We start from the raw sequence: 15,022 nt of genomic DNA, 5'->3' as shown, positions 1-15,022 counted from the left end.
TTATGATAAACGTTAAAAATAAAATATCCCTATTGATTGTTGCGATAGTCGTGTTATTATCTTCGAGCTGTAAAAAATATTATTACGATTCAGGTATTCATGATCCAAAATTTAATGGGACCACGATCGAATTTCTGAAGTCAGAGGGTCCTGTATTTGATAGTACATTGACCATTATTAAATTGGCAGGTTTAGAAGATGTTCTTCAAAATGAGAATGTTACTTTTTTTGTTCCGCCAGGGGGTTCTGTAAATAAAGCAATTATGCGTCTTAATAAAACTTTGCGATTTAATGGTAAGGATACGGTATCGCAATTGACACAGATTAAACCAACGGTATGGCGTACTGTATTATCTCAATATATTTTTAAAGGAACAAATCTTTTAAAGGATTATCCACAACGAGATACGTTAGCCTATACCACTTTTCCAGGTCAAAATTACACCAGTTTTGATGGACGGCTGATGAATGTCGGTGTTATTTACAATAATGCTGGAGGTATGCAGTATGCGGGTTATAGGCAGTTATTTTTGGCTTACATACCAGACTTATCAAATCCACAGGTTCGTTTAGTTAATGTACCGGTATCGATGTCAGATGTTCAAACGAACAATGGCGCTGTTCACGTTCTTAATCGCGTGAAGCATACCCTAGGGTTTGATACGGAGAGCTTTATAGATCTGGTTATCTCTGGAGGCATTTCTCCGGCCACTCCTTAATGAATTTGCTAATTTATAAATCATTTAAGAAATGTTACATAAAATAAAATATAGAATAGGTTTATTGCTGGTCGTTGGGCTGGGGTTTTCCTGCATAACAAATTCGTGTTCTAAGAGTAAGGACTTAGCAGAAGATCCTTATGCAGGTGGCAAACAGGTTTTAGATATCCAATTTATTTCAAAGACAACAGATCCAGATATTGTAAATGCAGGAGCATCCTTAGAATTGAAAGTTAATGGATTGCTGAAATATAAAGATCAGTTTAAGGTCTTCGTCAACGAACTTGAGGCGGAGGTATTAACTTACACGGATTCCACCTTGAATTTTGTTGTCCCCGCAATGGCAAGTACGGGATCAGTATGGGTTACAGCAAACGAACAGTCTTTCTTTGGCCCAGTAATCAAAATTGGAGGCAAGGTATCAGTCGATGTATCATTTAAAGCAATTAATGGTACTAGCAAATTGGGGACTGGTGGAGATGCAAGTATTTATGATATTATTCAATTACCAAATAGTAAATTTTGGCTAGGTGGGGCTTTTGATAGTTTTGAATTGAAAGCAACGGAAGAGAAACCCAAAGCGGGTATTGTGCAAATGGGTCCAGAGGGGGGATATGATGATGATTATATGAGGTTTGGGATTGGTGCATTTGGTGCAAGCAAGACAATATATTCAATCAACAGAATTAATACTGGATCTTACAATGGTAAATTTATTGTATCGGGTAATTTTTCGGCGTATGATTCGAAAAGACCAACCCGACAAACGATAAATAATATTACAAGACTGAATGATAATGGATCTTTGGACACGATACGCACTTTAGATATAGTGAATCCTACCCCAGAAAAAGTATGGAAAAATGCAGATACTATTCCAGCCTTTAATGGAGGTGTTGACGGTGTCGTACGCAAGACTTTCATCTTTGGTGAAAAACTGTATGTCATAGGAAATTTCCAAAACTATAAACGTATTTATTATCCTAATTCATCCTATGATGATAAAGTTTATGATGTGACACGTATGTTGCAAATAGCTAAATTAAATTTAGATGGTTCGATGGATTCTACTTTTCATTATAATCCTGCTACAGGACAAAGTGAGACAGCTGGGAATGGTTCGATCAACGATGCAATGATGCAGAGTGATGGTAAATTAATTTTGGTCGGTAATTTTACAAGTTTCAATGGAATCACAGCTAATCGTATTGTTCGATTAAATTTGAATGGTTCAGTCGACCAGTCGTTTAATGTTGGTCAAGGATCCGATGGGGATATCAATTCAATCCGTTATAATGAAGTAACAAAAAAGATTGTTTTAAGCGGTTTGTTTACCTCATTTAACGGTAAATCTGCTAATGCTGTTATTGTATTAAATAGCGATGGTACCGTAGATGATACTTTTATCAGTGAAAAAATAAGCGGTGGTGCAGTGACTTTCGCAGCACAGTTGAACAGTGGGAAAATTATTGTATCAGGAACCTTTAATCGCTATGGGGATTATCTGAGGCAAGGTTTTATGATTTTAGACGCTAATGGGAAGTTAGCTACTGGATATAATAATACAGGTGGCTTCAAAGGGCGCATATATGACATGATTGAAACGGAAATGTCAAACGAATCGAAGGTGATCTTGGTGGGAAGTATTTCACGATTTAATTCGACGTTACCAGGTAATATTTTACGTTTACTGATCAAAAAATAAGACCCAAATTTAAAAGATATGAAAAGAAATAAGAAATCAAGAGTCGGCATAAGGGTATTGGGTTGTATCCTTTTTATGGGAGCATTGTTCATGAATGGGGCATGTAATAAAGATTTTATCAATAGTTTACCTGACTCATCTAAAAACGATACGCTCGGAGTAGGAGATGGCTCTAAGCGTGTATTATACTTAATTCTAGATGGAGTGAAAGGCTCGGTGATTCAAGAGTTGGCTCCCAAAAATTTGACACAAATTACCCTTCGGTCCATATATACGTATGATGGTGTTGCGGACTATAATTATCATCCTTATACACAAGCCGCTGCGTGGACTACTATGTTGACTGGTGTTGATTACACAAAACATCAGGTTACTTCGAGTAGTTTTGAAGAATTCAATAATGCGGCAACACCAACAATCTTCACTCGTATCAAAGATGAATTGAAAAATGCGCGAACGGTTTCGTTTACTAGCAATTCGGAGATAAATGTTAATTTGGCAAAAGACGCTACGGAGACGAAAACATTAGCGAATGACGCTGATGTCAAAAAAGCAGTTGTACAGGAGTTGACGACAGGTAATGCATCCCTTTTAGTTGGTCAGTTTGATGCCGCAGCTCTTGCTGGCGGATCTGATTTTTCAGCGTCTAATTCTGCTTATGTCGCAGCCATTCAAACGTTAGATAATTATATAGGAGAAATTTTGGAAGCTTTAAAAGCCCGTAAAACCTATGAAGGTGAGAATTGGATGATTGTTATCGCCTCTAGTCGCGGTGGAGGTCTATCTGGAGGAGAATCTGGATCCAATATCTATGCGGATGGATCAAGAAATGCCTTTTATGCATTCTATAACCCCAAATTTACGTCCAATAAGTATGATAAGCCCCAGATGGATGCTTTGCCTTATGTCGGTACAACGCAACGCTATCAAGGAGCAAATTCAAGAGCTGAACAACGTAATGCCGATTTAGCAAATTTTGGAGCTGATCAAGATGCAACGATTCGTTTTAATATCAGATGGGATCAGGGTAGTACGATTTATCCCGCTTTTGTATCAAAACGAGCAAGTTTTAGTGGAGGAGTAGTTGGTTGGCTTTTCTTTATGGAATCTGGAGGTACAGTAGGTATCAATCTAAGTCAAGTTGGTCAAGTTAATACGCAGCGGGTACATACGCGAAATATTGCCGATGGTATTTGGCATAATATTACAGCGAAATTTTGGAAAAATGGCACTACTCGTTATTTGACTTTGTTTATCGATGGGATTCCCGCACCAGGAGGTGATCTGAATATTACGAATCTTGGAAACCTGAATACATCGAGCCCGCTACGATTGGGTTCTATCGGGGATGGGAATGTCAATTGTTTGATTAGTGACTTTGCAATTTATAACATGGCTCTTCCTAATGACGTAATAATTGCGAAAAGTAAGACAACTCCGTTGAATGAAGAAAATGATGCTTATTACAATAAATTAACGGGTTATTGGAAATGTAATGAAGGTGAAGGAGAGGTATTGAATGACGTTACAGGTAAATCAACACCCTTTTATATTCAAAATAAAATTAATTGGGTTAACTTCAGTGATTTTTCGCCAAATATTACACCAACTATTTCACAATCAATTTTTAAGGTAGTGCCAAACGGTGTCGATATTCCAGTCATGATTTATAATTGGATGAACATCTCGGTACCTAAAAACTGGGGACTAATGGGGAAATTTTATAATCCTTCTTTTAATTTACCAAGAGACTAAGTGATGAAAAATAATCAAATCATAACAATAATATGTAGCCTGGCGTTGTTAATCAGCGCTGTATCATGCAAGAAATATGGGTATAATATTTCAGATGGTTATCCTGATGATTCTAAAAATGTAGCAGATGGGGAGATCGATACAAATATGCGAAATATTGATAAATCTATGTATGCTAAAGCAAGGGTTTTTCCAGGCTTAGTTGATCAGAAAGAACCTCGTGTAGTAGATGCTAAATTTACATTAGATCTTAATTTTACAAATCAAACAACTCAAAATTTACGCATATCTGTAGCCCCTCAGCCACAATATAGTACGGGCTTTTATGCCGCTCCAGGAGAGCTTGTTAAAATCGTCGTACCTGAAGGAATTGAAGGGCTTACTGTCCAAATAGGTGGACATACGGATAATTTAAGTGGTAAATATCCATTATTGCGAGATCCAGTTATTTTTATGCGGCAACGCCTATATGCTGGCGCAAACTACGTTCGTAACTTATATGGCGGAACCATTTATATTCAGCCTAATAGAGCATATGAAAAACCTGTTGAATTTACGATTACTAATGCTTGTGTATCGCCGGATTTTGTTCTGGGTGAAATGAGCAATGACGAATGGATCGCTAAAGTGAAAGCATCCAATGTACCTTGGTTAGAGTTTAGGACAAAACGTGTTGTTTTTTTAATTCCAAGAGATCGTGTTATAAAATCTTTCAGTTCATCTGAGCCAATTAATGATCCGACAAAAGTAATGACGCTTTGGAATGATGTCTTTGAAAAAGACTTTAATGGTTGGATGGGACTTTCAGACGATGCACTAAACGAGAAGGATCGTAGTCCTCAAGGTGCATGGAGAGGAGTATTGGATATTCAGTTAACTGCTGGTTATGGTCACAACGGTTTTCCATTTGTGGGCTATAATGATTCCGAATGGTTTAGAGGAATGACAAGCTTAAAAGAGATTAGCACAAGCGAAGGGATGTGGGGTTCATATCATGAATTTGGACACAACTGTCAACAGGGAAGCATTTGGAGCTGGAGTACCTTAGGTGAAACTACAAACAATTTGTTTAATTTCAAAGTAGCGAATCGTATAGGTGCTAATTATTCTAAGTTGCATCCTGGTGTAACTGGAGGTTTTCCTGAAGCAATTAAATATGCGAGTAATCCCAGTGTTACTGCGACTGCTAAAAATTTTGATAAGGATGCCGCAATGGATGATCCATTTAAAAGAATGACACCTTTTGTACAGATTTTTGAAGTATATGGATATGATGCGATGGCACATCTTTATACAGAAGCTCGTCGGGCAAGTCGAACCAACCCCACTGATATCACTAAACATAACTGGGTTTATGAAAAATTATCAGAATATACTAAAACAGATTTAGCACCATTTTTTGATGCGTGGGGAATTGACTATAGTCCGAATGTAGCAGCAGCTGTATCAGCTAGATTTCCACTGCTAACAAAGCAGATATGGACGTATAATCCATTGACTAAAACAGGTGGGACAAGTCCAATAGTATATAAGACAACGGTTGATTATGTGAGTTGTCCTGCACAGGAGGGATCTATAGCAAATTTGGTTGACGGCGATCTAAATACCTTCTATCATTCTAAATATTCAGGTATTCAAGCAGGCGAATCTTATCCATTCACGTTCGTTTTAAATGCTGGTGCCACCCAGTCAATTAAGGGAATGTATTTTTATAACAGACCTGGTGGCAATAGAGCGGGAGATGGTAAAAATATTGAGGTTTATTACAGCCGAGATAATGTAAACTATGAAAAAGTCGGTAATGCAGTTTTACCAAATAGTAACAGTAAATTCGAATACATATTTCCCAATGGAAATATAAGTGCTAAATATTTTAAAGTTATTGTAAAGGATGGATATACAACGAACCCATACGTTGTGTTTGGTGAATTGAACTTAATTAAGCCATAATTGATAAAATTAAAATAGCTATTCATATGAAATTAAATTTTAAATTATATACAACTCTTACCTTGCTCTTGATTGGTGTTTCGATTATTGCAGGATGTAAAAAATACGATAATCCACCACCTGTATTTGAAGAAATTAAGGATTTGAGTACGGCTCAGCGTAAAGTCTTGGTCATAACTATTGATGGCCTTCCCGGCGCGGAATTACAGAAATCATTGCCAGCAAATATGGCGATGATGAAAAAGAATGCAAAGTATACCTTTAATACTTTGGCAACATCTACTAGCACTTCAGGATGGGTGTCGATGCTGACGGGCACATCTTTAATGAAACATCACATTAGCGATGATAGTTTTGAACGTACAGAAGATGATAATAATGAAGATCATGGTGACGTGGTCAATTATAGAAATGTGCTTGATTATGTTACTCAATATAAAACAGTTACGACTGCTATGGTTACTACGTCAGATAATTTAAGGGATTATATTCGTAATGCGGATGATGCTCCAATAGTTACTACAGATTTAGCGGTGAAGGATAGTGCTGTGTCGATTTTGAGCCAGAATAGTTTAGGAACCATTGTAGTAGATTTTAAAGCAGTACAGGAAGCTGGAATTAAGGATGGTTTTAATACGAGTAATCCTGCTTTCGTTACGGCGCTTAATCAAACGGATACTTATATTGGAAATCTATTAGATGCCGTGAAAGCGAGAAAGAATTATGATCAAGAAGATTGGTTAATTATCGTAACCACTAATCATGGAGGAGGAAAAAGTGATAGTCAAAATGGTTTTATTATGCTATACAATCCAGCATTTCAGGAGTATGAATTGAAGAAATCTGGTTTTAATGTTGTTCTTTTTGCAGAGAAAACTTCAAAAGCAATCATTCCAGATGATAAAGGTTTGTTTGATGCGGGTCAAACTAAAAGCTTTACGGTGCAGATGGATGTTAAATTTAATGCTGTTCCTGGTGGTTATTCTTCTTTTTTCGGCCATAGTACCAATCTAAATGGTGGTAATATAACAGGTTGGCAATGGGCGTATTATCCAGGTGGGGGATGGGTAGTGACTGTAGGCGGAACATTAAACGGGGGTGTAGGTAAATCGGATATAACTGCGGATGATAAACCAGGTACAGATTGGCATACGTTAACGATGACAGTCGATTACCTAGATGCGAACACCCGTACTTTAAAGATCTACATGGACGGTAAGTTACAATCTAAGAGTATGAATATCAGCAGAAATAAAAGTCTAAGTACTACCGAAGCCCTTAGAATAGGACACCGTGCAGGTGATAATGACGTTCCTACATCTTTTCATGGAGCAAACCTTACATATTTTAATACTGCCTTAAGTGACGAAACGGTTAAGAATACATTTAGACTCACAGATATCACTAAGCATCCAAATTATTCTAATGTAATCGGTTATTGGCCAATGGACGAGGGACTTGAGGATAAATTCTTTACTAAACTTCCGGGAGGGAGTAATATTCCAATTACTGGCTCTTACAAGTGGGTAAGTTTTGGAGATGATTTTCCGCCAAGCTCGAAGCCTGATGCAAAAGTTGAAAAATATTCCATTATATCGACCGCTTATGACGTTTCTGCTTTAACACTGTATTGGATGAATATCCCCATTTTGAAGGATTTTGGTTTTGATGGTATTCCTTATCTGAACAAGTTTGAAGTTGAATTTTTAAAGAAATAATATAGATTGCTAATAACTAATCTTCCTTTATATTTATTTAAAAAATGTTGATATTTTAAAGATTAGGTTGAAGTAATGCTGTATTAAGTTCTTAGCGGTTAAAATATTTAATCTAAGTGGACTTATTATATTTTTTGCAATATTAGCTTATTATGATTGGTGTAATAATCTAGTATTTAACACTTTATAAGTATAATTTTGAGAGTTAAAATTACAATATCCCTTTGACTATTTAGTTATTTGAAGTATTCGTTGATGGCAAGATCAATTACAGAGGTATAATTATGAAAATCTTAATAATTGTGTGGATACTTATGATTTTAAGAGAACAAGCTATCTAGTTGCTAATTAAAGAATAAATATCAAAGGAAGATATATCATGAAGTTGTAAGTAATCCATCTGATTTTTTTTCAACTAACTATTTTAAAATTAGATTATAAAAAACAGCTTAAAAACAAAAAAAGCTTCGAAATATTTCGAAGCTTTTTAATTTTATTGGATAGAGTCTATTGCGCTAACAATTTGATATCTCTTTCTATTGAAACATTATCTCCCGTGATGGCATTACCATCTTTATCAACTAAAGACAATTTTATTTTCGCATCGCCAAGAGGCAAACCTTTGATTTCGTAAGGACCCCATTTATCCAATGTAAATTGTTTTCCATTTACATCCGCTAGTACCTTGTTTCCATCAGCAGCTAAAGTCGTATTAACTAAGAAAAAATCTAGCAATAATACTTTTGTATCCTCACCTTTATATTCACCTTTTGGACGGCTGTAGAATAGCGAAGGAGCCGTAACTGCAGCATCCTGCACCACTTTACCATCTTTATCAACCTTAAATTTGACCAACTTAGATGCCTCAGTTGTTTTAATCGACTCATGATAAGAGCGAGATAAGAATGACATCAGATAGTGCTCAGAATTCAATGCTACAGTCACCGTATGTTCAGGTTTATATAGAGCAGCATATGGCTTATTGTCCAAAATAAAGTGAATATGCTGACCATCATGTGAATTAGCCATATGATGATCATGAGCCGTTTGCTCCGTTAGTTTAAAATTACTAACCGTGTATTTTACCATTACTTTTGCCGAATCTGTTCCCACTTTTTCAGAAGTAATTGATGCAACTTTTAGATCTGCTCCAGGGAATGCTTTTGAGTCCGCGACAGGTGTAACTGTAATTTCTGTATGAGCAGTAGTATCATGCGATACAATAGAATCTTGTCCCGTAGTTGTTTTAGTTGCGGTATTTTGACATGAAGCTAGTGTTCCCGTGATAGCTAAAACAGCTACAGCAGACTTTAAGATATTTTTTTTCATAATTATTATGTATTGATCTTACAATAAATATAAACAGTTAAATCATGAAAAAGTTTACAATTATCCAAAAACTAAATCCAAAGCAGCGAAAATATGTTCCTTAGCAGTAGCTAAATCAGCATCCGTATGCGCATGAGAAATAAAGCCAACCTCATAACCTGAAGGACCAAAATAGATACCACGGTTTAATAATTCTCGGTGCATTTTTTTGTAAAAATCCATCGAATTAGGGTCGATTTCACTCGCCTTTAGGATGGCATCTTGATCCGTAAAAGCAAACCAAAAAATAGAAGCTATCGTAAAGATTTTTACTTCATATTTTTTCTCCTCGATGTAGTTACGAATATCCGAAACAAAAGAAGCAGTTGTTGCATTCAGGTTTTTATAAAAATCAGGCTGTGTTAAGATTTTGCATGTTGCTATTCCAGCAGCCATAGCAACAGGATTGCCAGAAAGAGTACCCGCTTGATATACGGCACCATCTGGAGATATACAACTCATCAGTTCCTGAGAGGCACCATAGGCACCTACCGGCATACCACCACCGATAATTTTACCATAAGTGATGATGTCAGGTTTCACCTCATAATAAGCTGCGGCGCCCTCAAAACCTAAACGAAACCCAGTAATAACCTCATCAAAGATGAGCAAAGCCCCATTTTGTTTGGTGATCTCTCTTAAATAATGAATGTATTCTTTTGTTTGAAGTAAAAGACCATTATTGGCAGGGACTCCCTCAATAATAACAGCAGCAATCTGATATTTAAATTGCTCAAAAACAGCTGCCAAAGCCTCCTCATCATTTAATGCTATCACAATAGTTTCATCCGCAAATGCTTTAGGTACACCAGCAGAAGAAGTCTCACCAAAAGTAACCAATCCAGATCCAGCTTTTACCAAAAGAGAATCCGAGTGACCATGATAGCAACCTTCAAATTTTACGATTTTATCACGTTTAGTATAGCCTCTAGCCAAACGTATTGCCGACATAACAGCTTCTGTTCCCGAACTTACAAAACGAATTTTCTCGATAAATCTATTATTGGAAATAATCAATTCTGCCAATTCATTTTCCAAAGCAGTAGGCGCTCCAAAACTTAAGCCTTTGCTCAACTGTGCCGTTACAGCCTCACGAATTTGATCATTGTTGTGGCCTAGAATAAGAGGACCCCAAGAACAACAAAAATCGATAAACTCATTTTCATCCGCATCCCAGATATGAGCTTTATCTCCTCTTTCAATAAATAAAGGAGTACCATATACAGATTTGAAAGCACGGACAGGAGAATTTACTCCACCAGGAAAATATTGTTTCGCTTTTTCAAAAAGTTGAGCAGACTTTTCTCTAGAAATATCAGCAGTTTTCGTGTGAGCGCTATTTTGTTGTGTCATATTGATTCATTTTTACACTACAAAAGTATCCAATTATTTACTAAAATCTCTCATTTCAGTGTAAGGAATAGCATAATAATAAACACGATATAGGTCATTATAATCCGCTATGCTTATATAACAAATAAAGCCCAAGAGCATTGCACTTGGGCTTTATTTGTTATATCTAAAGTTGCTTATTTAATCCAACCTTTTTCTATTGCTTCTTTGGCATGGTAGGTTAAAATTGCTGTAGCACCTGCACGGCGGAAACTCATTAACGTTTCCAGTATAGCCGTCTCTTGCAGCCAGCCGTTACCGATAGCGGCTTTGATCATCGCATATTCGCCAGAAACATTATAAGCGGCAATGGGTAGATCAAAGTTATCATGCAGTGATTTAATGATATCCAGATAAGGCAAACCAGGTTTTACCATTAAAAAGTCTGCACCTTCCTCCAGATCAAGTTGAGCTTCGATCAATGCCTCTCTACTGTTAGCATAGTTCATTTGATAGCTCTTTTTGTCTCCCTTTTTAGGAGCAGAACCCAAGGCATCACGAAATGGCCCATAAAATGATGAAGCATATTTTGCCGTATAGGACATCAAGGACACATTTGTAAATCCATTTTCATCCAAGATATTACGGATATAGCCAATGCGGCCATCCATCATGTCAGAGGGAGCAATAATATCTGCACCAGCGTGTGCATGAGCCAAAGCCATTTTTCCTAAAACAACTAATGTTTCGTCATTTAAGATTTCACCATTTTCGACGATACCATCGTGACCGTCCGAACTGTAAGGATCCATCGCAACATCAGTAATCACACAAGCTTCAGGAAAGTTTTTCTTAACCTCTTCAATGGCTTGAAGATATAAAGTACCCTTTCTATAACTTTCAGTGGCGAACTTATCTTTCAAAGACTCCTCAACAGCAGGAAACAGATCAAATGAATTTAATCCCAGTTTCATGCAACTTTCAATTTCACGCAATAAGTTATCAATCGAATAGCGATAGATACCAGGCATAGATGAAATTGCTGTTTTTTGATTTTGCCCTTCTACAATAAAGAGTGGAAAGATTAAATTACCCGTACTTAGACGGTTTTCTTGAATCATATCGCGAATCACAGCAGATTTACGATTTCTTCTCGGACGTTGTAACATGATATATGTATTTAAAGAAGATTGGAAGAACATCAAGTTCTTCCAATCGTATTATGAAGAATAATCTAATCCAAATATAGCCTCCGCCAATCCGATCTCATCGGGTGAGTAAGGAAGTGTATAGGAAAGTCCCATTTCATCAAATATCGCAGCAGTAGAGCGGCCGATACAAATGACTTGTTGTTCAGGTTCAATTAAATTGTCGACAAAATAGGCCTCAGCATTGCTCGGACTTGTAAATATTAAGACCTCAGCGCTTGTAGCATTGACATTGTCCTCAAGTACAGTTTCATACACAGGCATATTGATCACCTTAGTTTCTGGACTAAGCGCTTTCTGAATTGTTTCTAAAGATCCTTTAGCACGAGGAATTAAAACGGTACCACCATTTGCCACTGCAGCAAAATTAGCACCGATTTCCTCCATATTAATCCCGAACTGTTCACCCGAAAAATCAGCTACACGATCAAATTTGCGCAATGTTTCTTCCGAACCACGACCAACAACAGCAATTTTTGTCTTTTTACTTAAGCGAGGTTCTAAGCTAAAAAAATGCTCGATACCATTTTTACTTCCGAAAAAGATCCAATCTACATGCTTTAGGATATATGGATCCAATTTATTGATAATGGGGAATATTTTAATTAAAGAACGTGCATCTGCCTGAATATTATGTTTAGCAAAGAAACGAGATAGATAAGAGTTTTCATCCAAATCGCGACTAATGAAAACCGAACTTGGAAGCTTTCTGTCTTTAGCGTACTTAGAAAATATAATTTCAGGCAATAGTGCAGGGTCATTTCCTTTCACGTAAAAACGATCAGGAAAATCATCACTCGTATCAGCGATGGAAGTCCAAGCTTCGTATGTATCACCAACCTTACGACAATAAGCTCCCAATGGAGCGTGACAACCTGCATCAAAGAGATTTAAAACTTTACGTTCAACCGCAATTGTTCTTTGAACTTCTTCATTATTGATAGGTTGCAATGCCTGAAATAATTCCACATCTAGTTCACGAATTTGAACAGCCAATACACCTTGAGCAGGAGCAGGGACCAATTCTACAGGAGGTATCTCTTCAATATGAAAATCTGAAATATCCATATCAATACGAGAAATACCAGCTTTTGCTAACATGATAGCATCATATTGCTCATCTCTCAATTTCTGCATCCGCGTCTGTAAGTTTCCACGTAGATCAGCAAATTCAAGGTCAGGTCTTATAGCAGAAAGTTGTGCTTTACGTCTGTTAGAAGAAGTGCCAACCGTAGCATTATGTTTTAATGAAAGACGTTTCTTAATGTCAACACAATCTTTATGAATGATTAATAATTCAGCAGGATTTTCGCGATCAGAAACGGCTGCAATAATCAATCCTGGAGGATTGACTGTAGGTAAATCTTTATGAGAGTGAACAGCTAAATCAATAGTTCCCTGAAGTAATTCTTCTTCTAATTCTTTAGTAAAAAAACCTTTACCTTCCAGTTTATCTAAACGAAGATGTTGAATGATATCACCTTGAGTTTTGATGATTTTTAATTCAGATTCTATGCCAATTTCAGCGAGACGATCTTTGATGAAGTTTGCTTGCCATAACGCAAGTGCACTTCCACGAGTACCAATGATAAGTTTTCTATTCACAATCTATATACTTTACCTTATTTTATTAATTAAGATAAGCAAAAATAAATAAATAGTATCGATTAGATGACACGTAACTGTCAGAATAAATCCGAAAGTAATGAAAAAAAGAGCCTTAAGAGTAAAGAGAAGTTAATTTACACCATTCTCATTGACCTTGACTAATATCTCTTTAGCCATGACCATGGGAACCTTGATGTATTTTTTTTCCATGTAATTAATAATCTTTTCAAGTACATCACGTGCCTCTGGATCTAAGGCCTGAACCTCAGAAGCAAAAACTTCATTTAATGCAACAGATTTGATTTCTTTAATTTTTTGTGGAACTTGACGCATGGCGACTTCAACACGTCTTTGTTTGATGATCGGTAAAAATTCTTGAATATTATCCGCTATGATTTTTTCAGCATTGGACAGTTCACTATAACGATCCTCAATATTTTTATTTGCAATAGCTTGCAGTGAACTTACTTCAATATAATGAACAGCATTTTTAGCCAAAACTTCAGCATCGATATCATTTGGAATAGCGAGATCTATAATGATCTTCTTATCGACTTCTCCATTTAATAATGATTGATACAAGGTATTGTCAATAATGGCTGTTGTAGCGCCAGTACAAGTAATCAAGATATCAAATCCACCTTTATAGTTGATCAGTTCTGATAATGGGAAAGCTTGCGCATTTAATTCAGTAGCTAATTTTTCAGCATTTTCAACCGTGCGATTGAAAATTACAAAATTGCTGGACTGTTTCTTTTGAAAATACTTCGCTAAATTTTGATTTGTTTCGCCAGAACCAATAATCAAGATCCTTGGATTTTCAACAGATTTTATTTCCTTTAATTTGCGGTAAGCCAAAGAAACAACAGAAATAGGGTTTCTAGAAATTTTTGTATGCGTATAAACTTCTTTCGCAGTTTTCACGAGGCGATCCATCAATAAACGAAGAAAATCACCTGTAAAACCAGCTTCTTTACAACGTTCATAAGCGCGACGTACTTGCGCTAGAATTTCTTTTTCACCAACGACTAGGCTTTCTAGTGAACAAGACATACGAAGAAGATGGTTTAAAGCATCCATGCCCTCATATTTGTTAACTTGACCTAAATAGCATTGCAATCTCTCTTGGGGTACACAGAAATTGAGTTTTTCCATAAACTGTGCAATGAATTCATTTGTCAGGTCATGAGCACCATAAAACACAAATTCAACACGATTACAAGTACCAATATAAAAAACCTCAGGAATATCTAAGTTATGTTTTAGATTCATTAGTCTACTCTCTAATTCCTCATTACAAATAACTAGATTACCTAAGTCTTTAAGTTCTACGTGTTTGTGTGTGAATGCTAATACCTTAAGATTCTTCAAAGCAATACCCTCGATTAATTTTAACTCTGCAAATGTAGTTTAAAAGCTTTTGCTATATGTCAAAAATCTGTCAAACAGCTGAATTTAGAACGATTACAAATAGTGTTAAATTAATGTTAAACATCTGATTTTTATTCACTTATAAGGATAGCTCAAAAATTATGTGATGAATATCATATTTAACCTCTGCATATATGCGCAAGATCACACAATAAAAACGGTATAGGCAGCATCAGATTAGAGGTCTGTGTAAGGTATCTTCGCTTTTTTCAGTCGAAATTATCTAAG

The 15,022-nt window shown here is 36.3% G+C and carries 10 protein-coding genes; 5 read left to right on the top strand and 5 right to left on the bottom strand.

Features of this window, described 5'->3' with window-relative positions; genetic code table 11:
• Positions 1-2 precede the first annotated feature (2 nt).
• From B3P23_RS17005 to B3P23_RS16985, 5 genes are read left to right on the top strand one after another with little or no spacing between them, the layout of a single operon-like run.
• Positions 3-719: a fasciclin domain-containing protein gene (locus tag B3P23_RS17005; protein WP_293928365.1), complete on the top strand. Its 717-nt coding sequence runs from the start codon at positions 3-5 to the stop codon at positions 717-719.
• A gap of 31 nt (positions 720-750) precedes the next feature.
• Positions 751-2,424, top strand: coding sequence for a DUF5008 domain-containing protein (locus B3P23_RS17000; protein ID WP_293928363.1), 1,674 nt, complete (start codon positions 751-753; stop codon positions 2,422-2,424).
• A gap of 18 nt (positions 2,425-2,442) precedes the next feature.
• Positions 2,443-4,179, top strand: a complete 1,737-nt coding sequence (locus B3P23_RS16995; protein ID WP_293928361.1) for a LamG-like jellyroll fold domain-containing protein — start codon at positions 2,443-2,445, stop codon at positions 4,177-4,179.
• 3 nt (positions 4,180-4,182) lie between these two features.
• Positions 4,183-6,129 (top strand): M60 family metallopeptidase, encoded by a 1,947-nt coding sequence (locus B3P23_RS16990; protein WP_293928360.1) that lies wholly within the window; start codon positions 4,183-4,185, stop codon positions 6,127-6,129.
• Positions 6,130-6,155: 26 nt separating this feature from the next.
• Positions 6,156-7,847 carry an alkaline phosphatase family protein gene (locus tag B3P23_RS16985; protein ID WP_293928358.1) on the top strand — a complete coding sequence of 564 codons (1,692 nt, stop codon included), beginning with the start codon at positions 6,156-6,158 and terminating at the stop codon, positions 7,845-7,847.
• A gap of 507 nt (positions 7,848-8,354) precedes the next feature.
• On the opposite strand, the gene B3P23_RS16980 is transcribed toward B3P23_RS16985, so the two are convergent.
• The 5 genes from B3P23_RS16980 to hemA form a co-directional block, all read right to left on the bottom strand.
• Positions 8,355-9,176, bottom strand: coding sequence for a hypothetical protein (locus B3P23_RS16980; protein ID WP_045754937.1), 822 nt, complete (start codon positions 9,174-9,176; stop codon positions 8,355-8,357).
• 60 nt (positions 9,177-9,236) lie between these two features.
• The gene (gene hemL, locus B3P23_RS16975) at positions 9,237-10,568 is read right to left on the bottom strand and encodes a glutamate-1-semialdehyde 2,1-aminomutase (RefSeq protein WP_293928357.1); all 1,332 of its coding nucleotides are present in this window, start codon (positions 10,566-10,568) and stop codon (positions 9,237-9,239) included.
• 176 nt (positions 10,569-10,744) lie between these two features.
• Entirely contained in the window at positions 10,745-11,716 is a 972-nt protein-coding gene (hemB, locus tag B3P23_RS16970; RefSeq protein ID WP_293928355.1) for a porphobilinogen synthase, read from the bottom strand.
• Positions 11,717-11,767: 51 nt separating this feature from the next.
• Entirely contained in the window at positions 11,768-13,360 is a 1,593-nt protein-coding gene (gene hemC / locus B3P23_RS16965) for a hydroxymethylbilane synthase (protein WP_248754888.1), read from the bottom strand.
• Between the two features lie 132 nt (positions 13,361-13,492).
• Positions 13,493-14,734 carry a glutamyl-tRNA reductase gene (gene hemA / locus B3P23_RS16960; protein WP_260947230.1) on the bottom strand — a complete coding sequence of 414 codons (1,242 nt, stop codon included), beginning with the start codon at positions 14,732-14,734 and terminating at the stop codon, positions 13,493-13,495.
• Positions 14,735-15,022 lie beyond the last annotated feature (288 nt).

It is taken from the genome of Sphingobacterium sp. UBA6320 (assembly GCF_002440335.1).
Lineage (GTDB): Bacteria > Bacteroidota > Bacteroidia > Sphingobacteriales > Sphingobacteriaceae > Sphingobacterium.
The sequence above is the reverse complement of the archived record's forward strand: the minus strand, read 5'-3'. Positions and strand labels throughout refer to the sequence as shown.

Excerpts from the sequence above, each read along its gene's own strand:
- B3P23_RS16980 (WP_045754937.1), bottom strand. The coding sequence starts at position 9,176 with ATGAAAAAAAATATCTTAAAGTCTGCTGTAGCTGTTTTAGCTATCACG.
- B3P23_RS17005 (WP_293928365.1), top strand. The coding sequence starts at position 3 with ATGATAAACGTTAAAAATAAAATATCCCTATTGATTGTTGCGATAGTC.
- hemB (WP_293928355.1), bottom strand. The coding sequence starts at position 11,716 with ATGTTACAACGTCCGAGAAGAAATCGTAAATCTGCTGTGATTCGCGAT.
- hemL (WP_293928357.1), bottom strand. The coding sequence starts at position 10,568 with ATGACACAACAAAATAGCGCTCACACGAAAACTGCTGATATTTCTAGA.
- B3P23_RS17000 (WP_293928363.1), top strand. The coding sequence starts at position 751 with ATGTTACATAAAATAAAATATAGAATAGGTTTATTGCTGGTCGTTGGG.
- B3P23_RS16990 (WP_293928360.1), top strand. The coding sequence starts at position 4,183 with ATGAAAAATAATCAAATCATAACAATAATATGTAGCCTGGCGTTGTTA.
- B3P23_RS16985 (WP_293928358.1), top strand. The coding sequence starts at position 6,156 with ATGAAATTAAATTTTAAATTATATACAACTCTTACCTTGCTCTTGATT.
- B3P23_RS16995 (WP_293928361.1), top strand. The coding sequence starts at position 2,443 with ATGAAAAGAAATAAGAAATCAAGAGTCGGCATAAGGGTATTGGGTTGT.